The sequence below is a fragment of the Desulfitobacterium hafniense DCB-2 genome (genome assembly GCF_000021925.1).
Taxonomy (GTDB): domain Bacteria; phylum Bacillota; class Desulfitobacteriia; order Desulfitobacteriales; family Desulfitobacteriaceae; genus Desulfitobacterium; species Desulfitobacterium hafniense.
Window position 1 is genome coordinate 1 of sequence record NC_011830.1, and the last position, 20005, is coordinate 20005.

Genomic DNA, 20005 nt, shown 5'->3' on the forward strand with positions numbered 1-20005 from the left:
TTTATTGAGTTATCCACAAATGTGTATAAGTTTGTGTATAACTTTTTTATTGTCATATTTTCAACATAATTAGACAAAGGGAGGTCCACTGAATGCCACCCCGTTCTCTACAAGTACTTTGGCAAGAAACTCTATCAAAACTGGAAAATGAACTTTCTAAACCAAGTTTTGAAACCTGGCTCAGTTCCACATACCTCCTTGATATCGAAGGAGACACTCTGATCGTCAGCGTACCTAATGAATTTGCCAAGGATTGGCTGGAGAGCCGGTATGCCCCCATCATCCGCTCCACAGTTCAATCCATCCTTGGCCAATCCATGAATTTGCGCTTTCTTGTCACTTCAATCCATGAAACAACACAACCAGGAGACAATCAAAACAAAGCGTCTTCTAATTCTAAAGCGGAACCCGCGGACAATAAAACCCTCAATTCAAAGTATACCTTTGACACCTTTGTCATCGGCAACAGCAACCGCTTTGCCCATGCCGCCGCCCTGGCTGTGGCCGAGTCCCCCGCCCTGGCCTATAATCCGTTATTTATCTATGGCGGTGTCGGCTTAGGCAAGACCCACCTGATGCACGCTATCGGCAATGCGGTCATTCAACGCTCCCCCAGCACCAGGGTCCTTTATGTCTCCAGTGAAAAATTTACCAATGAACTCATTGAATCCATCCGTGATCAAAATCCCATTGAATTTCGCAATCACTACCGCAATGTGGATATTTTGTTGATTGACGATATCCAATTTCTCGCCGGTAAAGAAGGTACCCAGGAGGAATTCTTCCATACCTTTAACGCCCTCCATGATGCCAATAAGCAAATTATTATTTCCTCCGACCGTCCTCCCAAAGAAATCCCCACCCTTGAAGATCGCTTGCGTTCCCGTTTTGAATGGGGATTGATCACAGATATTCAACCGCCGGATTTGGAGACGCGCATCGCTATCCTGAGAAAAAAAGCCAAGCTGGAAAACCTGCAGGTGGCCAACGAAGTCATGGTCTATATCGCGGACAAAATTCACTCCAATATCAGAGAGCTGGAAGGCGCTTTGATCCGGGTCATGGCCGTAGGCTCCTTGACTTCCAATCCGATCACCGTTGAGACGGCAGCCGAAGCTCTTAAGGATATTATTCCCGTCAGCACTCCTAAAGAAATAACCATTGAAATGATTCAGCAAGCGGTGGCCGATTTTTATCATTTGTCTTTAGGTGAGTTTAAGGCCAAAAAGAGAACCCGGGCTGTGGCTTTTCCACGTCAAATCGCCATGTATTTATCCAGAGAACTTACCGACAACTCTTTGCCCAGAATTGGTGATGAGTTTGGAGGAAGAGATCATACCACCGTTCTCCATGCCTATGATAAAATCTCCGAGAGCCGCCAAAATGATCCTCTCCTGGATAGGAAAATTAATGAAATCATTCAAATGATCCAATCCCTCTAATTGGGGTTATCTATGTGTATAAAGTGTTCATCCTTTTGGGATAGATTTTATATAAAAACGAGTTTGTTAACATGTGGATAAATTCAAGGATTAATTCACATGTTTTTACTCATTCCTAACCCGGCTCATCTGCCGGACAAGCTGCATTATCCACATTGAGACAAGCTATAGTACTAATACGACTAAATTAATAGCTTATTATTGTTCCCCGCAAAATATTCCACTGTTGATAAGTTTTTTGAGGAGGCTGCTTTCATGAAAATTTATTGCTCCAAGGACTCCCTGATTACGGGAGTGAATACTGTCCAAAAAGCAGTATCAAATAAAAACACCTTGCCTGTTCTGCAAGGAATTATGATTAGAGCTGAAGGACAATCCTTGATCTTCGAAGCCACGGATTTAGAAATAGGGATCCGCTGCGTCGTTCCGGCTCAGGTAGAAAAAGAGGGAGTTGTGGTTCTTCCTTCCCGGCTTTTTTCTGATTTAGTGCGCAAGCTGCCCGACGTTCTGATTGAACTGGAGCTGCAAAACGATGTGATCAACATTCATTACAATGAATCGGATTTATCCCTCAGAGGCTATGACCCGGAGGAATTTCCCTTATTACCGGATCTCTTTGATGCGGAAACCTTTAACTTACCTGTCTCCATCTTTAAAACCATGATTAAACAGACTATTTTTGCCTGTTCTGCTGAAGAGAGCCGTCCTGTCTTTACAGGCTGCCTGCTCCAGATCGAAGATGGAAGCTTACGTTTAATTGCTACAGATACCCATCGTCTGGCTTACCGGATTGCCGAAATTTCTAATCCTGAACAGATCAAGTTTCAGGGTATTATTCCCGCCAAGACCTTAGGGGAAATTTATCGCTTGCTCAGGGATGAGGATGAGAATTTATTCATCCGCTTTAATCAAGCCCAAATCGTTTTTCAGTTTGGAGCTGTCCATCTCCTCTCCCGTTTGATTGAAGGACAATTCCCCAATTATAAACAAGTTATCCCCCAATCCTGCCAAACGAAGGTTTTATTATCAGCGCGGCTTTTCCAGGATTCTGTGGAAAGAGCTTCTTTGCTGGCCCGGGATGGGAGCCATACCAGTATTATCAAACTCTCAGTGGATACAGAGAGATTGTCCATTGATCAGACCTCGGAATTAGGTAAGATATCCGAGCAGATGGAAGTAAAAAAAGAGGGCAATGACGTCAAGATTGCTTTTAACTCCAAATTTTTATTGGATGTGCTTAAAATTATTGATTCTGAAGAGATCGTTTTTGAATTGTCGGGTTCTTACAGCCCGGGAATCATTCGTCCCGTCGACGATCCCAACTATCTCTATCTTGCTTTGCCTGTGCGGACGTCTTAAGCCGGCTGACCACCATGGAAATAAAATGGCTGCATTTAAAGTCTTTTCGAAATTATCAGGATCAGGAAGTGGATTTTCGGCCAGGTTTAACCATCCTGCAAGGAGAAAATGGACAAGGAAAGACCAATATCCTGGAAGGTATTTATTATCTTTTAACTGGAAAGTCTTACCGTGTCCATCGGGAGCAGGAACTGGCCCGCTGGGGAGAGAATGAATTCCACCTCTACGGCGATTTCATCGTGCAGCGGCGCAAACTGCGTTTAGAAAGCCATTATCAGGACAAAAGAAAAATTATTAAGATCAATCAAATTCCTTGTCGAAAATTATCAGAATATGTCGGGACCATTAATGTGGTTTTTTTTTCACCGGACGATCTGGTGATGGTCAAAGGCGGGCCGGCTGAGCGGAGACGCTTTTTAGATTTACATATTGCTCAGCACCACTCCAAGCATATTCAGCTCCTTAATGCCTATAACAAGGTGCTTCAGCAAAAAAATGCCCTCCTGAAACAGGGACAGGGAGGGAGCAAAAGTCAGATTGCTCAGATTGAACTGTGGAATGAACAAATCCTCCGGATTGGCTCGGAAATTATCAGGAATCGTTGGGAATTTACCGGTCTGCTTTCCCGAAAAGGCCAGGAAATCTATGGGCAGATTTCTTCGGGGAAAGAAGAGCTGACCATGGACTATCATGCCCTGGGAAAAAATAATCTGGAGGAAGCTTTGGCCGCATTTCCCAAGCTCCTGGCAGAAAAGATGTCTTTGGAAATGGAAAGAAAGATGGTTTTGATCGGACCTCATCGGGACGACATTCTTTTTAAGCTCAATGAGCGTTCGGCCCGCCTTTATGGCTCTCAAGGGCAGCAGCGTTCGATTGTTTTAAGCACCAAATTAGCGGAACTGGAAGTGATCCGCCAGGAAAAAGGCGACTATCCCTTGCTTTTACTGGATGATGTATTGTCTGAATTGGATCGATTCAGGAGAGACTATCTATTAGACTATACAAAATCCTTGCAGCAAACCATTATGACCATGACCAGTGCGGAAACCCTGACGCAAAGGGCATCCTTATTGCTCAAAGTAGAAAAAGGGCAGATTGGGAGGATTGAATAATTCATGTTTTTACATTTAGGCGGCGATATCTTGATTAATCAGGAAAAGATCATTGCTATTCTGGATTTGGAGACGGCGATGAGAAATTCAACTTCAGAGAATTTTTTAAATAAAATTAAAGAAAAACAAAAAATAAATTATATATCCGAAAAAGGTAAAGAAAAATCTTTAATTATTGCCAGCGACGGCAACTATTTTTCCCCTATCTCATCAAGCACCTTATTAAAGCGATCCAGCTCCGCGATCATCGGTGAAGAATAGGCAGGATCAAGAAGAAACCTCTCTAAGTCTGCAGTGAGGTTTCTTTGATTGTGTTAGCCTGGGATAAATCCTTTATTTGAATAAAGGATTGAAAGGTCGTATAATTAAAAGGTTAGCTGTATAAGTAGAGGGAATTTGGGAGGGATCAGCTTTGCAAGAAAAAGCCGAAATCAAGGAGACTATTCCAACCAATGATTATAATGCAGGGCAGATTGAGGTCCTTGAAGGTTTAGAAGCGGTCAGAAAAAGACCGGGGATGTATATCGGTTCCACAAGTCTGCGCGGTTTGCATCATTTGGTCTATGAAATCGTGGATAATAGTATCGACGAGGCTTTGGCCGGTTACTGCGATACCATTGAAGTCACGATCCATAAAGATAACAGCATCTCCGTGGTGGATAATGGCCGGGGGATTCCGGTGGATATTCATCCTAAATTAGGCAAGCCGGCTGTTGAGGTGGCTTTAACGGTGCTCCATGCCGGAGGAAAATTCAGCGGCAGCGCTTATAAAGTATCCGGGGGACTCCACGGCGTGGGGATGAGCGTGGTCAATGCTTTATCCACCTGGCTCCATGTGGAGGTCAGGAAAGACGGGAATATTTATCATCAGGAGTTTATGCGGGGTAAAACCAAGACAGAACTGGCGGTGATTGGTCAGGTGGATCCCAATCAGACCGGAACCACCATTACCTTTTCTCCCGATCCGGAAATTTTCGAGGATACCGTGTTCCTCTTTGATACTTTAGCTCACCGTCTTCGTGAACTTTCTTTCTTGAATAAAAAGGTATCGATTACCTTGATCGATGCCAGAGAAGACAAGAAAGAAGTTTACTATCATACCGGCGGCATCTACGATTTTGTCAAGTATATCAACCGTTCCAAAGAATCTCTTCATCCTGAACCCATTTACTTTGAAGCAGAAAAGGATGGGGTCCAGGTTGAAGTATCCATGCAATATAATGACGGCTATGTGGAAAATCTTTTTTCTTATGCCAATAATATTCATACCCATGAAGGGGGCACCCACGAATCCGGCTTTAAAGCGGCTCTGACCCGGGTGGCCAATGATTATGCCCGGAAAAACAATATCCTGAAAGCCAACGAAGCCAACCTATCGGGAGAAGATATCCGGGAAGGTTTGACCGCCGTGATCTCGGTAAAAGTTCCTGAACCCCAGTTCGAAGGTCAAACCAAGACCAAGTTGGGGAATTCGGAAATTCGTTCGATTGTGGATTCCATCACCGGAGAAGGCTTATCGGCGTTTTTTGAGGAAAACCCCGCCATAGGCAAGAAAGTCATTGAAAAATCCATTCAGGCTTCCCGGGCCCGGGAAGCAGCCCGCAAAGCCAGGGAATTAACCCGGCGCAAAAGCGCTCTGGAAGTCAGCGCTTTGCCGGGGAAATTAGCCGATTGCTCCTGGAAAGAAGCAGAGCTTTGTGAGATGTATATCGTGGAGGGTGACAGTGCGGGAGGTTCGGCCAAGCAAGGCCGGGATCGTCGTTTTCAGGCTATTCTGCCCCTGCGCGGCAAAATTCTCAATGTGGAAAAAGCCCGTTTGGATCGGATTTTAGGCAATGCTGAGATCAGAGCCATGATCACAGCCATGGGTACGGGGATTTCCGAGGATTTTGATATTGAAAAAGCCCGCTATCATAAATTAGTGATCATGACCGATGCCGATGTGGATGGTGCTCATATCCGGATTTTGCTCCTGACCTTCTTCTTCCGCTATATGAAGCCTTTGCTTGAGAACAATTATGTCTATATTGCCCAGCCCCCTCTGTTTAAAGTGAAGAAGGGGAAGGATATCCATTATGTCTACAGCAATGAAGAGTTAGCCAAGCTGCAGGATGAGATCGGCCGCGATCGGGTGGAAATTCAGCGCTACAAAGGTTTAGGGGAAATGAATGCGGAACAGCTTTGGGAAACCACTATGGATCCGGCCAAAAGAACTATTCTGCAGGTGACCATGGAAGATGCCATTAAAGCGGACGAGCTCTTTACCATTCTCATGGGTGATGTGGTGGAACCAAGGCGTGAATTCATCCAGGATAATGCACAATATGTCCGTAATCTGGACGTCTAAGGGAGGATAGCACATGTCGACTGAAATTCAGGGAGGAAAGATTCTCCCTATCGAAATATCGGAGGAACTAAAAAAATCCTTTATCGATTATTCCATGAGTGTTATCGTCAGCCGGGCTTTGCCGGATGTACGGGATGGTTTAAAACCGGTTCATCGCCGCATTATCTACACCTTGCATGAATTGGGGATGACTCCTAATAAGCCTTACAGCAAATCCGCCCGTCTGGTAGGGGATTGCATGGGGAAATTCCACCCCCATGGGGATTCCTCCATCTATGATGCGGTGGTTCGCTTGGCTCAGGATTTTTCCACCCGTTATCCCTTGATCGACGGACATGGCAACTTTGGCTCGGTTGACGGTGACTCAGCTGCGGCCATGCGTTATACGGAAGCAAGAATGGCTAAAATCACTCAATATATGCTGGCCGATATCGATAAGGATACCGTGGATTTTCAGCCCAACTATGATGAGCGGGAACAAGAGCCCAAGGTGATGCCGGCCAAATTCCCCAATCTCTTGGTCAACGGTTCGGCGGGCATTGCGGTGGGGATGGCTACCAATATCCCTCCCCATAATCTCACCGAAGTGATTGAAGGAACGATTGCTCAGATCGATAATCCCGAGATCGAGATCAAAGAACTGATGAACTATATCAAGGGACCTGATTTTCCTACCGGCGCCTCCATTATGGGAACGGAAGGGATTATCTCGGCTTACCGGACCGGTAAAGGCAGCTTTAGGACCCGTGCCAAAGCCCATGTTGAGGAGATGGAGAAATCCGGCAAAATGCGGATTATCGTGACCGAGATTCCTTATATGGTGAATAAGGCCCGCTTGGTTGAAAAAATTGCTGAATTGGTTCGGGAGAAAAGGATCGAAGGCATTACGGATCTCCGGGATGAATCGGACCGGACCGGGATGCGGATTGTCATGGAACTGCGCCGGGACGTCAATCCTCAGGTCCTTCTCAATCAGCTCTATAAGCATACTCAGATGGAAGAAAGCTTCGGGGTTAATATTTTAGCCTTAGTGGACGGTCAGCCTAAAGTTCTCAATCTTAAACAAATCATTCATTACTTTATTGAACACCAAAAAGATGTGATTGTGCGCAGAACCCGCTTTGAGCTGAATAAAGCCGAAGCTGAAGCCCATATTTTAGAGGGCTTGAGAATAGCCCTGGATTATATCGATGAAGTGATCAGTATTATCCGGACTTCCGCTGATGAGCAGAGCGCCAAGGATAACTTAATGTCCCGTTTCGGACTGAGCGATAAGCAGTCTCAGGCCATTGTGGATATGCGCCTGAAGCGGCTGACCGGCTTGGAACGTGAGAAGATCGAAGAGCAGTATCAAAAAATTCAGGAGACCATTGCTTATTTAAAAGCAGTTCTCAATTCAGAGCAAATGGTGCTCAATATTATTAAGCAGGAACTGCAAGAGGTCAAAGAAAAATTCGGCGATGAACGGCGCACGGAAATTTCCTTTGATGCCACCCATATGAACATCGAGGATCTAATCGATGATGAAGAAGTGGTCATCACCATGTCCCACAGGGGGTATATCAAGAGAATGCCTCTGAATACCTACAAAAGCCAGCGGCGCGGGGGTAAAGGAGTTCATGGCATGGCCACCCGGGAAGAGGATTTCGTGGAGAAGATCTTTACCACCTCCACCCATCAATATATTCTCTTCTTTACCACCCGGGGCAAGGTGTATCGCTTAAAGGCTCATGAAATTCCCGAAGCAGGCCGGACAGGAAAAGGAACGGCACTTGTCAATCTCCTGAGTATCAATCCCAGTGAAGAAAAGATCACCGCCGTTTTGTCCATCAGAAAGTATAATGAGGATTTTCATCTCTTTATGGCTACCAGGAAGGGGATTGTCAAGAAGACCCTGCTCAAGGAGTATGACTCACCCCGCAAGGATGGCTTGATTGCTATCAGCTTAAGCGGTGATGATGAACTGATTGACGTCCGTTTAACCAAGCCTGATGAGCATATCATCATAGCGACTAAAAATGGTTTATGTATTCGCTTCCTGGAGTCTGATGTACGTCAAATGGGCAGAACCGCTCATGGAGTCAAAGGGATTTCTTTGGAAAAAGAGGATCTTGTGGTGAGTATGGATGTAATCTATGAGGAAGAAGCGGAAATACTATCCATGACCGAGCTGGGCTTCTCCAAGCGGACCAGTCTCTCCGAGTATAGAGTGCAAGGACGGGGCGGCAAGGGCATCATTGCCACCAAGCTCAATGCTAAAACAGGTAAACTGGTGGGGCTGAAGGTGATGAGACCTGAAAACGATATGATGATCATCACTGAAGACGGAATTATTATCCGCCAGGAAGTGTCCGGCATTTCCAAACAAGGCCGTTCAGCCCAGGGAGTTATGGCCATGAGAATCGGTGAAAGCAAAGTGGTGGCCATTGCCGTCGTTGACAATAAAGAAGATGCTGAGGAATCAGATTTAGAATTAGTAGAAATAGAATCTGAGGAATAATCTCAATATAATATAAGGCCAGTGTTTTTAAATAGGGACCGTCTCACTGTGCAGAGAGTCAGTACTCTGTACCGCCTATGGTAAAGAGTACGAGCAGAATGGGGCTGATTATCCATGAATGAGAGGATCGGAGTATTATCTCTGGAGGGAACCGATCATGATCCTTGCCGGTTTTTGAGGCAGTTGGGGTGTGAAGTGATCAGGGTTCAGCAAAGGGAAGATTTAATCGATATTCAGGGTTTAATCATGACAGGCACAGGCACAGGCAATAAGGCGAACAATCTTGGGCAGCCTGGTCTGGGAGATAGGATTAAGGAATTGGCCAGGGCGGATTTTCCTATCTTCGGACTAGGGGCCGGAATAGTCTTATTGAGCAAAGAATCTCCCGGACAGGGAAATGACCGGCTGGGGCTGATGGATTTGACGGTCACCAAGGAACCTATGGCGGGAAGGACGGAGGCTTATCTATCCATTCCGGCTTTAGGACTCACGCCGCTGAAGGCGATCTTCAATGATGCCCCTTATATTCAGGAAATTGCCCCTAATGTAGGGATTTTAGCAGAATATAATGGTAAAATAGTCTTTGTACGACAAGGCAATATGCTGGCTGGTGCTTTTCATCCTGAACAAACAGAGGATGACCGCATTTATCGTTATTTTCTGGATATCGTCAATGGACAAATCTAAATGGAAGTGGTCAGATATGGAGGATTTCAGATGCTAGATCTCAAATTTGTACGCACGAACCCCGAAGTAGTCAAGGAAGCCCTTAAAAAAAGAAATTCCAATGTCAGTTTGGATGCTTTTCTGGAACAAGAAGAAGAGCGCCGCAAGCTTCTTTTTGAAGTGGAATCATTAAAAGCCCAGCGAAACACGGTCTCTGAAGAGGTAGGGCGCCGGAAAAAACATGGGGAAGATGCGGAGCAGCTTATTTTAGAGATGCGGGAAGTGGGACAAAAAGTTAAGAATCTCGAAGATAAATTAGGTGAGATTGAGCAGAGCATGGAAGCTGTGCTTTATGAGATTCCTAATATTCCTCATGAATCAGTTCCAGTAGGAGCTGATGAAGAGGCCAATGTTGAGGTTCGCACCTGGGGAACTCCCCGCTCCTTTGATTTTGAGCCTTTAGCTCATTATGAGATCGGCGAAAAGCTGGATATCCTGGATTTTGCCCGGGCAGGGAAGGTTACAGGAGCTCGCTTTACTTTTTATAAAGGTTTAGGGGCCAAGCTGGAAAGAGCCCTGATCAGCTTCATGCTGGACCGGCATAGCGCTAAAGGATATGTGGAAGTTCTGCCTCCTTATATGGTTCATCGTAATTCTATGATTGGTACCGGGCAGCTTCCTAAGTTTGAAGAAGATGCTTTTAAGGTGGCGGGAACCGATTATTTCTTAATCCCTACTGCCGAAGTTCCGGTCACGAATATGTATCGGGAAGAAATCCTGGAAGCCGAGCAATTGCCGATTCATCACTGTGCCTATAGTGCTTGTTTCCGTGCGGAAGCAGGTTCGGCAGGCCGGGATACCCGGGGGCTCATCCGGCAGCATCAATTTAATAAAGTGGAACTGGTGAAGTTTGCCTTTCCTGAAAATTCCTATGAGGAGCTGGAGTCCTTAACCCGGGATGCGGAGAGTATTCTCCAGGAGCTTGAGCTTCCCTATCGGGTGATGGCTTTATCCACGGGGGATCTGGGCTTTACTTCAGCCAAGACTTACGATCTGGAAGTATGGCTGCCCAGCTTTAATACCTACCGGGAGATTTCTTCCTGCAGCAATTTTGAAGATTTCCAGGCCCGCCGGGCCAATATCCGTTTCCGCCGGGCACCGAAAGCCAAGCCTGAATTTCTCCATACTCTCAATGGCAGTGGTTTAGCCATTGGCCGTACGGTTTCCGCCATTCTTGAAAATTATCAGGAAGCTGACGGCAGAGTGAGAGTTCCTAAAGCACTCCAGCCGTATATGGGCGTGGAGTACATTGGGTAGTTAAGAATCATTCTGAGTGCTTTCTCGATTCCCTAAATTAGATGGATCTTGAACATTTACAGAGGAAAAATTTTATGCTATACTAAATTTCGTCACGTCACGGAGGGGTGTCCGAGTGGTTTAAGGAGCCGGTCTTGAAAACCGGTGACTCCGCAAGGGGCCGTGGGTTCGAATCCCACCCCCTCCGCCATTATGGAGATCTGAAGTTCGTAGTTCGATACGCGAGTTACGGACTTTTTTACAATAGTAATGTGGTTGAGTAAACCAAATTTGGCCTCGTAGCTCAGGTGGATAGAGCGGGGGTTTCCTAAACCCTGTCTTGCGGGGGTTCGAGTCCTCCCGGGGCCACCATCAAACAGAGGTATTATGAATCATCAGGACTATATGCGCTTAGCTCTTGAAGAAGCTGAAATTGCCTTTGCCCAGGGAGAAGTTCCCATCGGGGCAGTGGTGGTGCATAAGGGAGAAATCATTGCCAGAGCTCATAATGAAAAAGAGCTGAGGCAGGACCCTACAGCCCATGCTGAAGTTTTGGCTGTGCAGCGGGCAACTCAAGCCTTGGGAATTTGGCGTCTTTCTGAAGCCACTCTCTATGTGACTCTGGAACCTTGCCCGATGTGTGCCGGTAGTTTGGTTCAGGCCCGCTTAAAAACCCTTGTTTTTGGAGCGGCTGATCTTAAAGGCGGAGCAGTAGGTTCCGTGACCAATGTACTGGATGTGAACCGCTGGAATCACCGTGTGGAGGTTGTGGCGGGGATATTGGAAGAAGAGTGTGCCCAGATTCTGAAGGATTTTTTTCGGAAGCTAAGGTAAAGTTTAATTTGCTTAAGTGAGAATAGAGTAGTGATTGTCATTTAAGCTTTATAGTGTGGAGGAGTATCGAAGTGGTCATAACGGGGCTGACTCGAAATCAGTTGACGGGCAACCGTCCGTGGGTTCGAATCCCACCTCCTCCGCCATTGTAAATGAGATCCGCATTAGTAAGTTAATGCGGATTTTTAATTGGAATAAAAATTAATGTGGAGGTGGGATTCGAACAGAACATGTGACCTTTGGAAACATGTTCCGGCGCAGCCTGAGGGAGATAAAAAATGCGCCCTTAGGAAGCATTTTCCCGACCCGGCGTGATAGTGAGGGAATCCGAGCGGAGCGAATCCCACTTTCTCATTAAAAGGAATAATTGGTCTCATAATTTTATAAAAATATCTTGTATATTATTCCGATAATATGCTACAATTTGTTGGAAAAACATGGAATATTGATGAGGTTTATTGGTATGGAATACATGAAAGTCAAGGAAGCCGTTGAAAAATGGGGGCTTACTGATCGGCGTGTGCGGATCTTGTGTGAACAGGAACGGATTAATGGTGTTATAAAAAAAGGCCGTTCCTATTTGATTCCTGCAGATGCTGAAAAGCCCATAGACGGCAGAAAACTGCGGGTGAAACGGCCCGTTTACGCGATGAATTTATGATTGAGTTCACTTATAACTCAAATGCGATTGAGGGTAATACCCTTACGCTCCAGGAGACAGCTTTGGTCTTAGAGGGCATTACCATTGACCAGAAACCGTTGAAAGACCATTTGGAAGCCGTGGGGCATCGAGATGCTTTTGTATATGTACAACAGCTTGTAAGCAATAAAGTTCCTTTAGAAGAAAGGACTATAAAAGAGGTACATTCTCTTGTACTAATGGATCGGCCTGAAGATAAGGGCCTATATCGTCGTATTCCGGTTCGCATCATGGGAGCAGCTCTTGAGCCGCAGCAGCCTTATAGTGTTCCGAAGAAAATGAAACAGTTGATTAACAAAAAAGAGGAACCATGCATCCTCTGGAGAGAATTGCCTGGTTCCATCTTAACGCTTATTTTTTCTGAACAGGAATCCATATTTCGCTGTAGTAGTTTTCATCCTGATTCCCTTTAGGATAATCCGCTACATTGGTGTACATTTCAATATTGTAACCCGCTGCAATTTCATAATCCTTGCAGTTAGGCAGCCATTCGGAGAAGATTTTTTGGTTCGTATTTTGCAGGGATGTGGGCATAGCACCTTTGCAGGCAAAAACAGCCCAGGAGTGTTTCGGAATAACCTTTGTAACAAATCCATCCGGAATTTCACTGGAGGTAGTGTAATTGTCTGCAATCAGATATTCGAACTCATCTGAACCCATGCTCTCATCTACACATACTCCATACATTCCGCATACTATCTTGTCTTTTCCCGTTTGATAATGTTCTGTCCAGAACTTCGGAATCTCTGTTCCCGCAGTATCATACTTAAACACCTTGGCTGCACCCATGACAGTGAACGCTTCTTTTTCAATAATTCTGTAATCCATGATAAAACCGCCTTCCAATGAAAATTTGATTTTTAGGGGAGCAAAAGATTTGAGCATTGCTCCGTCTTTTCGAACAGCAGTAGGTGTGACACCGTGGAAACGAAGGAAAGCCTTTGTGAAACTATCTGGTGAGTCATAACCATATTTCAAAGCAATATCAATAATTTTTCTATCAGTAGAAACAAGCTCACTGCCGGCAAGGGTGAGCCTGCGCTGCCGGATATACTCTCCGACCGTAAAACCGCAAAGCATGGCAAAGCCCTTTTGGAAATAAAACGAGGACACAAATGCTTGTTTGGAAATATTTTCCATGTTCAGTTCTTCGGTGATATTGTCTTCGATATAGTTGATTGCGTCACTAATGCCTTCAATCCATCCCATAAATGACTACCCCCTATCTGTAGGCATATCCTATCAATTTTCATGGAGTTAGGTCCGACTTTTTGTGCTATGTTTTGTCTCGTCTGAAGTATAGATTGATTATTCCGATCGTAATCAATCCTGACTCAAATTTATAGGGTGCATTTCACCCTCAGCAAGGTCTATAGGCAATTATAATATATTTCACTTGTAAAACAATGATCCACATAACAATTAAGAGAATTAGGGGAGTTAAATATGGAATATAAACAAAGAGAATATCCATTGTTCTCAGCTTGCGGATTAAATTGCGGGCTGTGCCCACGTTATCAAATGAATGGAGCATCACAATGTCCCGGTTGTGCCGGAAAAGATTTTCTTGCCAGACACCCTAAGTGCGGAGTGCTATCTTGTAGTCAGCGCAAAGGATTTGCCTACTGTTATCAGTGTGATGAATTTCCCTGCTCAAAATATGATGGCGCTGACCAATCGGATTCCTTCATCACTCACCTGCATCAGTTCAGAGACCTGGAGAAAGCGAAACGTTGGGGGATTGACGCCTATAGACAGGAATTGAACGAAAAGGTTGGTATGTTGGAACAGTTGCTGGCCAACTATGATGATGGACGACGGAAGAGCTTATTTTGTCTTGCTGTCAACCTTTTGGAAACAGACGATATAAAACACATATTAGAGCAACTTACATCTGAAATTCAATCAGATGCACCGCTGAAGGAAAGAGCTGCATCCGCAGTTTGTTTATTGCAGGCAATGGCGGAGCAACGAAAGATCACCCTGAAATTACGCAAGAAATCAAAATTATAGGAATCAGGTTTTCGCCCGTAGGCTGCTTCCCCAACATAAATGAAGTAGCCGCAATAAAGTCGATATAAGAAAAGAGGAGGATAACACAAGGTATCAGTGTTATCCTCCTCTTTTCTGGCAGGTAATGCCTATTATATCATTGCCTCCACCGTCTGTGCCGTGAAGATGAGCTGTTTGTCGACGGCTTTGGCTGTGCCGAAGAGGCGATAACCTTTCGGGCCGCCATCTTTGGTAGCACCGACAAGCCACGCCTTATCGTTTTCTTTGAGGTTCTTTTGCGTGACCTCCATCTTATAAATGCCGAAGATCACCTGATCTCCCGAGACCTCACCTTTGCCGGCGATGATCGGATGCGGCGTTCCGTCCGCGCTCACCGTGACAAGGGTGATAAAGGGGGAACCCTCAATAACAGCTTTGACTTCGTCGTTGATCATCATTTTATCCTCTCCTTATGTAAAGTACTAGATAGCTATTTACTCTTAAATTGCTACCTAGTACAATATTAGTATAATAGAAATGAAAATCAAGTACGCAGAAAATTATAGGCAGGTACGGAAAATATGACTGAGAGAGATGTAAAGTGTGTGGTCTCATGCCCGACCAAATGCCCTTGCATGGAGTATTGTCCACTGGGAAGCGCACTGAAGATTATCGGCGGGAAGTGGAAGCTGCCCATATTATGCGCACTCCATCAGGACGGGACGACGCGGTATAATACGCTGAAGCGTAAAATTGCCGGGATTACGAATACTATGCTGGTCAGTTCATTAAAGGAACTGGAGGAGGACGGTCTGATCGTCCGCCGGCAGTATGTGGAGATGCCGGTGCGGGTCGAATACACCCTCACCGATGTCTGTGATGATCTGATGCCAATCTTAAAACAGCTGGCCCAATGGGGTGTCAAGGTTCATACGAAGGAATCATAAGGTTATAGACTTCAATAAGCTATTAAATGGTCCGTGCTCGGCACGGACCATTTATCTTTTCCCATCAAATTTTCGCTGTTGGACCCGCTCATTTTGTCATTGATGAATATTATGCCTGCATTCTGAAATACTAAGTACGGAAATATCTTGAAAGGAGTTGTTAATATGTCACAATTAAACCAAGTTGAACTGCAAAATCTGCGCCATTTGATTGGCGCTCATGAAACTGCCCATCAAAAATTGCAGGCTTATGCCCAGCAAGCAACCGATCCTGAAATTAAGCAGTTTTTTCAGGATGGTGCCCAAGGTGCCATGAAAACCAAACAGCAATTGCTAAGCTTTTTAAACTAAAGGAGGATAAGCAATGATAGACGAAAAGGTAATGGTCAACGATGTCCTTTCCTCTGTAAAGAGCAGTCTGACCTTCTATGCCAACACTATTTCCGAATGCGCGAACCCCGAGCTGCGTTCTACCATTCAACAAATCCGCAATAACGATGAAGCATCCCAGTATCAGTTATTCCAGATGGCCCAGGCTAAAGGGTATTATAAGCCTGCTCTTATGGCTAAGGATGATGAAATTCAGCAGACTAAATCCCAGGTTAGCAGCTAGTAATAAATAAAAACTTTAAACCGGATTCAATTGGAATGCGAACGATAGAAAAGCTTGGCTATATGCCGGGCTTTTCTGTTTTATATAGTAATCCATAGCTAATTCAACAACTGAAGGAGCAGTGGGAAAGACAGGATTCCAGTTAATAGATTCGCATGATTCAGTTCAGGCGGTTTTATAGGTTAGGAGCTGATTGTGTTCTGGAATATGTAAAAAAACGGCCGTTACAAGGTTTTATGATCCATTTTGTAAAATAAAGATATTAGAGATATCAGTACACTTTTTTGCGGACATGGCGCTGGATAATAAGAGGATTTAGAATTCTGAGGAAGTGACCCCTTAATGATGCCACTGATAGTACACTATGTGGAATTAAATTTCTTTGCGATGACCATCTTATGCGTAATATTTTTGAACATGCGTCGCCCAGACCGTCAGTATTCACTGGATCAGAAGCTTTTTTTCCTTTTGATTTCCGCCAATATTCTTCTTTTGCTTTTGGACTCGATGCTCTGGATTTTAGATGGTAAGCCAGGCAGCCTGGCGAGAACGCTGAGTATAGCATCAATCGTAGCCTATAATACCTTAAATCCGGTCATTTGTATGATCTGGTACTATTATGTGGATTTTTATATCCACAGCAGCAAAGAGCGTTTGACCAAAGTATTATTCCCCATACTCCTTCCAGTATTAATTAACTTGGTCTTATCCGTTGCCAGTGTTTTTACGAATATTTACTTTATCTTTGACGAGAACAATGTCTATCACCGGGGTCGTTTCATCTTTCTTCTGTTAGGAATATGCCTCTATATGATCATTTACACCAGCGCGTTCTTAATTAGGAACAGGAAAAAAATCGCTGGAAAGGAGTATGCCTACCTGCTCTTTTTTGCCATTCCCCCCATGGTAGGCGGGATTATCCAGTTCATGTTTCCTGGAGCAGTCATGATTTGGATAGCTTCAACCTTGTCTATCTTGATTATCTTTATCAACATTCAAAAAGATCAGCTGAATACGGATTATCTGACAGGTGTTTATAACCGGAGATATCTTGACAATTACCTTCAGGAGAAGATGAAAAACAGGCGTCATCATCTGATTGCCGGTATCATGATTGATATCGATTCTTTTAAAACCATCAATGATTCCTATGGGCATGACAATGGCGACCAGGCCTTAAAATATACAGCTCAAATGCTTAGAAAAACTTTCCGAAAAACGGATTTTATCGCCAGATACGGTGGAGATGAGTTTGTTATCGTCATGGAAATCGATGACCGGGCGGAGCTTATGGCAATGGTACAGAGGCTTAAGGAAAAAGTGTCTCAGTTTAATCTGGAAAAAATAACTCCCTATGAACTCCGCCTCAGCATCGGCTATGATTGTTATACAAAGGAACCGGACATGTCAACCATGGCCTTTCTGAAAAGGATAGATCAATTGATGTATATGGATAAACAAAAAAATGCCTAAAAGTAAAGATGCGGGAATAGAAAGGGGCTGGGGCTCAACGAACTATAATCGTATAGTTTTCGTTTTGCATCAGCCCTGTTTGTATTCATCTACATACCTAATACCTATTCTTTGATTAAACAAAGTCGCTTATCTTTAATGGCATAGATTCTGTCCGCCACATTTTCCAATAGTCTTTGATCATGGGAAATGAACAGAATTGTTCCTGCATAGCTTTTCATTAATATTTCCAAAGCCTCTATGCCGGGCAAATCCAGAAAATTGCTGGGCTCATCCATCAGTAGAATATTGTAGCGCCCCAGCAGCATTTTAGCCAGCAATAATTTGATGAGCTCTCCCCCGCTTAACACTGACAGATTTTTTTTGATATCATTTGGTGAAAACCCCATAGAGGCCAGTACAGAGCGGATTTCCGACTGCCCATAGTCGCAATGGTCTTCCATAAAGGTCATGACGCCTTGGTCGCGATTGAATTTATAGCTGTTTTGAGCAAAATAACCGATTTCTGCTTTTGGAGAAATGGCTATACCGGCTTCTCTATGCAAAATCATTTGAAAAAGGGTTGTTTTTCCTGTTCCATTGCCCCCGGTGAAGGCTACTTTGGCGCCAAGAGGAATTTGAAAGGATGCTTTTTCAAACAGCACCTTGTTGTCAAAAATCTTGTTGATCTCTGTCCCTGTAATCGGATAAGGATTGTGCAGAGCCAGCGCCTGACTTTGCCGGAAACGAACGGTGCGGGCTTTCTCGGGAGCCGATATATCCCCCATGGACTCAATACGGTGTTCCATGGACTTTGCCGCCTTGTAGAGAGTTTTTTGCTTGCTTCCTATCGTCTTTTGATGCCCGAGACGGCCTCCGCTTTCAGTGGCCCCCCTTTTAGCGGCTCCTTTCGTTTTTTGATCAACTTTCTGCGCCTGTTTCCGTTTTTCTTCCGCAGCCCGCTCCAGGCGCGCCCGTTCCATAACATGCTGTTCATACTGGGCTGTTTGGCGTTGGCGTTCTTCCTCCTTCTGGCCCAGATAGTCGGAATAGTTCCCCCAATACTCAGTGATTTTGCCGTCCTTCAACTCCCAAATTTTGTTTACAACCTTATCGAGAAAGTAGCGGTCATGACTGATGATCAGGAGTGCGCCTGAGAAATACTGGAGCTGGCCAATCAAAAAATCAATTCCCTCCCGGTCGAGGTGGGAGGTAGGCTCATCGGCAAAAATGCCATGCACTTGGCCGGAGAGTGCCTGGGCAACTTTCAGGCGGGTTTCTTCACCGCCGCTCATGGTTTGTGTATCCAGCCCGCTGACACCAAGTTTGCCCAGCAGGGCATGGTCTATAGATTCCTGCCAGGCGGCTTCTGTCAATTGGGGTATATAAGCAAAGTTACCTATTCCGTTCACTATGCATCCCGGCAAAGCTAATTCTCCAAGCAGCACTTTGAGGAGAGTGCTTTTTCCTGCTCCGTTGCTGCCCACCAATCCAATACGGTCGTAATTATATAATTCCAATTCATTGATGCTCAATATTTCGCGGCCTTTATATTCCACATAAATATCAGTTGCTTTTAATAACAGTTCCATAGTTGGCTCCTCCCGTTTTTTATTGCATAGTTCATAGTTTGATATGGCAATAAAAAATGCAGATCGCCAGCCTCTAGATGGGCTTTCGATCTGCATATCAACGAAAAAAGACAAACAACAACAAGGATAGCCTGAAATGGCTATACCCCGCCTGTTTTCCATGTCCTTGCCCGCAAAGATAAACACAACAAAAAAGCCCACAATGTGGAAGGATTTACTGCTTTTTTATTGCCTGTTTACCTTAAACGGACGGAATACATAGATTATTATGTCCCCTTTATTCTCTAAATTTGCAGGTTATTATAGCACTTCAAGAATATGATTGTCAAATTGCTAAGATTTTGAAGGCAATAAAGTTCGTAAAAAAGGGAAATGTCAGGTACACTTGACATCCCGGGAAGACTCTGTTATGTTTTGTATAAGGTGTACCTTACATCATAGGGGGAGACAATGCCATGCACAATAAAGTAAGGATATTGCGCGAGGAATGGGGACTTACCCAAAAAGAGCTGGGAGAAAAAGTGGGAGTTTCACGTCAGGCCATCAATGCCATAGAGACAGGTAAATTTAATCCTTCCCTATGGCTTGCTTATGATCTGGCCAAACTTTTTAAGGTGTCCATTGAGGAGCTCTTTCTTTTCATTGAGGAGGATAGAAAATGAAGCAACTGCTTAAGAATCCGGCCACCAATGCTATCGGTCTAAGCCTCTTTACAGCCTTTTACAGTCTAATCTTTATCGTAACTGCCGGTCATGTTGAGTTTGTTAATCTTTTGTACTACAGCCGGTCGGACGGCAAAAGTTCCTTTTGGACCGGTTGGAGCTATTTTCTGGCTTCCGGATATCATGCTTACATCGCCTACGTCTTGATAGCCCTATCCATTTTGGTTGTGTTGATGCTTTTGACGCGCAGGCATCCTTATGATGAGTATCACACAGACGTCCTGATCAAGTGCTTGGCGGTAGCGACGATTCTTACCCTTGCTGCTATTGCCATATTCTATTTGCTGGTTTTAAGTGAACCTAACGGTATTGTAGAAAAGTTTACGCTGTTCATCGTTATACACTGGGTGACGGTAGTACTGGCGGATTTGGTTTATGTGCTGATATGCAGATGGAGATAGAAATTAGAAGCTAGAAGCTAGCAGTGGAGA

The 20005-nt window shown here is 44.6% G+C and carries 21 protein-coding genes and 3 tRNA genes; 21 read left to right on the forward strand and 3 right to left on the reverse strand.

Going from position 1 to position 20005, the window contains the following annotated elements; genetic code table 11:
* Positions 1–92 precede the first annotated feature (92 nt).
* The 14 genes from dnaA to DHAF_RS26645 all read left to right on the forward strand — a co-directional run bounded on the left by dnaA (position 93) and on the right by DHAF_RS26645 (position 12669).
* Positions 93–1442, forward strand: coding sequence for a chromosomal replication initiator protein DnaA (gene dnaA / locus DHAF_RS00005; RefSeq protein WP_005815138.1), 1350 nt, complete (start codon positions 93–95; stop codon positions 1440–1442).
* A gap of 255 nt (positions 1443–1697) precedes the next feature.
* On the forward strand, positions 1698–2801 hold the full coding sequence (dnaN, locus tag DHAF_RS00010; RefSeq protein ID WP_012615304.1) for a DNA polymerase III subunit beta: 1104 nt from the start codon (positions 1698–1700) through the stop codon (positions 2799–2801).
* A gap of 14 nt (positions 2802–2815) precedes the next feature.
* Positions 2816–3913 (forward strand): DNA replication/repair protein RecF, encoded by a 1098-nt coding sequence (gene recF, locus DHAF_RS00015; protein ID WP_005815135.1) that lies wholly within the window; start codon positions 2816–2818, stop codon positions 3911–3913.
* Positions 3914–3916: 3 nt separating this feature from the next.
* Positions 3917–4174 carry an extracellular matrix regulator RemB gene (gene remB / locus DHAF_RS00020; protein ID WP_005815134.1) on the forward strand — a complete coding sequence of 86 codons (258 nt, stop codon included), beginning with the start codon at positions 3917–3919 and terminating at the stop codon, positions 4172–4174.
* A gap of 151 nt (positions 4175–4325) precedes the next feature.
* Complete coding sequence (gene gyrB / locus DHAF_RS00025; RefSeq protein WP_005815132.1) at positions 4326–6260, forward strand: DNA topoisomerase (ATP-hydrolyzing) subunit B; 1935 nt, start codon at positions 4326–4328, stop codon at positions 6258–6260.
* A 13-nt stretch (positions 6261–6273) separates the two neighbouring features.
* The gene (gene gyrA / locus DHAF_RS00030; RefSeq protein ID WP_012615305.1) at positions 6274–8760 is read left to right on the forward strand and encodes a DNA gyrase subunit A; all 2487 of its coding nucleotides are present in this window, start codon (positions 6274–6276) and stop codon (positions 8758–8760) included.
* A gap of 114 nt (positions 8761–8874) precedes the next feature.
* The gene (pdxT, locus tag DHAF_RS00035; protein WP_012615306.1) at positions 8875–9447 is read left to right on the forward strand and encodes a pyridoxal 5'-phosphate synthase glutaminase subunit PdxT; all 573 of its coding nucleotides are present in this window, start codon (positions 8875–8877) and stop codon (positions 9445–9447) included.
* Between the two features lie 30 nt (positions 9448–9477).
* Positions 9478–10743: a serine--tRNA ligase gene (gene serS / locus DHAF_RS00040; protein WP_012615307.1), complete on the forward strand. Its 1266-nt coding sequence runs from the start codon at positions 9478–9480 to the stop codon at positions 10741–10743.
* Between the two features lie 101 nt (positions 10744–10844).
* Positions 10845–10933, forward strand: a tRNA-Ser gene (locus DHAF_RS00045).
* Between the two features lie 82 nt (positions 10934–11015).
* Positions 11016–11094: transfer RNA gene (locus DHAF_RS00050), tRNA-Arg, on the forward strand.
* Between the two features lie 15 nt (positions 11095–11109).
* Positions 11110–11556 carry a tRNA adenosine(34) deaminase TadA gene (tadA, locus tag DHAF_RS00055; protein ID WP_005815124.1) on the forward strand — a complete coding sequence of 149 codons (447 nt, stop codon included), beginning with the start codon at positions 11110–11112 and terminating at the stop codon, positions 11554–11556.
* Between the two features lie 57 nt (positions 11557–11613).
* Positions 11614–11702: transfer RNA gene (locus tag DHAF_RS00060), tRNA-Ser, on the forward strand.
* Between the two features lie 317 nt (positions 11703–12019).
* Positions 12020–12217 carry a hypothetical protein gene (locus DHAF_RS26640; RefSeq protein ID WP_026198773.1) on the forward strand — a complete coding sequence of 66 codons (198 nt, stop codon included), beginning with the start codon at positions 12020–12022 and terminating at the stop codon, positions 12215–12217.
* On the forward strand, positions 12214–12669 hold the full coding sequence (locus tag DHAF_RS26645) for a Fic family protein (protein WP_041271901.1): 456 nt from the start codon (positions 12214–12216) through the stop codon (positions 12667–12669). The genes DHAF_RS26640 and DHAF_RS26645 overlap by 4 nt, the downstream gene beginning before the upstream one ends.
* On the opposite strand, the gene DHAF_RS00075 is transcribed toward DHAF_RS26645, so the two are convergent.
* A complete protein-coding gene (locus tag DHAF_RS00075) occupies positions 12608–13465 on the reverse strand; it encodes an AraC family transcriptional regulator (protein WP_012615308.1) in 858 nt (285 codons plus the stop codon). The two genes, DHAF_RS26645 and DHAF_RS00075, sit on opposite strands and share 62 nt — an antisense overlap.
* Before the next feature lie 237 nt (positions 13466–13702).
* Here DHAF_RS00075 and DHAF_RS00080 point away from each other — a divergent pair, with 237 nt between their 5' ends.
* Positions 13703–14269, forward strand: a complete 567-nt coding sequence (locus DHAF_RS00080; protein WP_012615309.1) for a DUF3795 domain-containing protein — start codon at positions 13703–13705, stop codon at positions 14267–14269.
* A 131-nt stretch (positions 14270–14400) separates the two neighbouring features.
* Here DHAF_RS00080 and DHAF_RS00085 read toward each other — a convergent pair whose 3' ends face one another.
* Entirely contained in the window at positions 14401–14706 is a 306-nt protein-coding gene (locus DHAF_RS00085) for a pyridoxamine 5'-phosphate oxidase family protein (RefSeq protein ID WP_012615310.1), read from the reverse strand.
* Between the two features lie 123 nt (positions 14707–14829).
* Here DHAF_RS00085 and DHAF_RS00090 point away from each other — a divergent pair, with 123 nt between their 5' ends.
* The 4 genes from DHAF_RS00090 to DHAF_RS00105 all read left to right on the forward strand — a co-directional run bounded on the left by DHAF_RS00090 (position 14830) and on the right by DHAF_RS00105 (position 17281).
* Complete coding sequence (locus DHAF_RS00090; protein WP_012615311.1) at positions 14830–15195, forward strand: winged helix-turn-helix transcriptional regulator; 366 nt, start codon at positions 14830–14832, stop codon at positions 15193–15195.
* A gap of 165 nt (positions 15196–15360) precedes the next feature.
* Positions 15361–15546: a hypothetical protein gene (locus DHAF_RS00095; RefSeq protein ID WP_005815107.1), complete on the forward strand. Its 186-nt coding sequence runs from the start codon at positions 15361–15363 to the stop codon at positions 15544–15546.
* A 13-nt stretch (positions 15547–15559) separates the two neighbouring features.
* Positions 15560–15808: a spore coat protein gene (locus tag DHAF_RS00100; protein WP_005815105.1), complete on the forward strand. Its 249-nt coding sequence runs from the start codon at positions 15560–15562 to the stop codon at positions 15806–15808.
* A 342-nt stretch (positions 15809–16150) separates the two neighbouring features.
* On the forward strand, positions 16151–17281 hold the full coding sequence (locus DHAF_RS00105; RefSeq protein WP_012615312.1) for a GGDEF domain-containing protein: 1131 nt from the start codon (positions 16151–16153) through the stop codon (positions 17279–17281).
* Between the two features lie 104 nt (positions 17282–17385).
* Here DHAF_RS00105 and DHAF_RS00110 read toward each other — a convergent pair whose 3' ends face one another.
* Positions 17386–18852 (reverse strand): Msr family ABC-F type ribosomal protection protein, encoded by a 1467-nt coding sequence (locus DHAF_RS00110; RefSeq protein ID WP_012615313.1) that lies wholly within the window; start codon positions 18850–18852, stop codon positions 17386–17388.
* A 455-nt stretch (positions 18853–19307) separates the two neighbouring features.
* Here DHAF_RS00110 and DHAF_RS00115 point away from each other — a divergent pair, with 455 nt between their 5' ends.
* On the forward strand, positions 19308–19514 hold the full coding sequence (locus DHAF_RS00115) for a helix-turn-helix transcriptional regulator (RefSeq protein WP_012615314.1): 207 nt from the start codon (positions 19308–19310) through the stop codon (positions 19512–19514).
* Complete coding sequence (locus tag DHAF_RS00120; protein ID WP_005815096.1) at positions 19511–19975, forward strand: hypothetical protein; 465 nt, start codon at positions 19511–19513, stop codon at positions 19973–19975. Before DHAF_RS00115 ends, DHAF_RS00120 begins: the two co-directional genes overlap by 4 nt.
* The last annotated feature ends 30 nt before the right edge of the window (positions 19976–20005 follow it).

Excerpts from the sequence above, each read along its gene's own strand:
- DHAF_RS00075 (WP_012615308.1), bottom strand. The coding sequence starts at position 13,465 with ATGGGATGGATTGAAGGCATTAGTGACGCAATCAACTATATCGAAGAC.
- DHAF_RS00115 (WP_012615314.1), top strand. The coding sequence starts at position 19,308 with ATGCACAATAAAGTAAGGATATTGCGCGAGGAATGGGGACTTACCCAA.
- DHAF_RS26645 (WP_041271901.1), top strand. The coding sequence starts at position 12,214 with ATGATTGAGTTCACTTATAACTCAAATGCGATTGAGGGTAATACCCTT.
- pdxT (WP_012615306.1), top strand. The coding sequence starts at position 8,875 with ATGAATGAGAGGATCGGAGTATTATCTCTGGAGGGAACCGATCATGAT.
- serS (WP_012615307.1), top strand. The coding sequence starts at position 9,478 with ATGCTAGATCTCAAATTTGTACGCACGAACCCCGAAGTAGTCAAGGAA.
- recF (WP_005815135.1), top strand. The coding sequence starts at position 2,816 with ATGGAAATAAAATGGCTGCATTTAAAGTCTTTTCGAAATTATCAGGAT.
- dnaA (WP_005815138.1), top strand. The coding sequence starts at position 93 with ATGCCACCCCGTTCTCTACAAGTACTTTGGCAAGAAACTCTATCAAAA.
- DHAF_RS00085 (WP_012615310.1), bottom strand. The coding sequence starts at position 14,706 with ATGATGATCAACGACGAAGTCAAAGCTGTTATTGAGGGTTCCCCCTTT.
- dnaN (WP_012615304.1), top strand. The coding sequence starts at position 1,698 with ATGAAAATTTATTGCTCCAAGGACTCCCTGATTACGGGAGTGAATACT.
- gyrA (WP_012615305.1), top strand. The coding sequence starts at position 6,274 with ATGTCGACTGAAATTCAGGGAGGAAAGATTCTCCCTATCGAAATATCG.
- DHAF_RS26640 (WP_026198773.1), top strand. The coding sequence starts at position 12,020 with ATGGAATACATGAAAGTCAAGGAAGCCGTTGAAAAATGGGGGCTTACT.
- DHAF_RS00100 (WP_005815105.1), top strand. The coding sequence starts at position 15,560 with ATGATAGACGAAAAGGTAATGGTCAACGATGTCCTTTCCTCTGTAAAG.
- remB (WP_005815134.1), top strand. The coding sequence starts at position 3,917 with ATGTTTTTACATTTAGGCGGCGATATCTTGATTAATCAGGAAAAGATC.
- DHAF_RS00095 (WP_005815107.1), top strand. The coding sequence starts at position 15,361 with ATGTCACAATTAAACCAAGTTGAACTGCAAAATCTGCGCCATTTGATT.
- DHAF_RS00105 (WP_012615312.1), top strand. The coding sequence starts at position 16,151 with ATGATGCCACTGATAGTACACTATGTGGAATTAAATTTCTTTGCGATG.
- DHAF_RS00120 (WP_005815096.1), top strand. The coding sequence starts at position 19,511 with ATGAAGCAACTGCTTAAGAATCCGGCCACCAATGCTATCGGTCTAAGC.
- DHAF_RS00090 (WP_012615311.1), top strand. The coding sequence starts at position 14,830 with ATGACTGAGAGAGATGTAAAGTGTGTGGTCTCATGCCCGACCAAATGC.
- tadA (WP_005815124.1), top strand. The coding sequence starts at position 11,110 with ATGAATCATCAGGACTATATGCGCTTAGCTCTTGAAGAAGCTGAAATT.
- DHAF_RS00080 (WP_012615309.1), top strand. The coding sequence starts at position 13,703 with ATGGAATATAAACAAAGAGAATATCCATTGTTCTCAGCTTGCGGATTA.
- DHAF_RS00110 (WP_012615313.1), bottom strand. The coding sequence starts at position 18,852 with ATGGAACTGTTATTAAAAGCAACTGATATTTATGTGGAATATAAAGGC.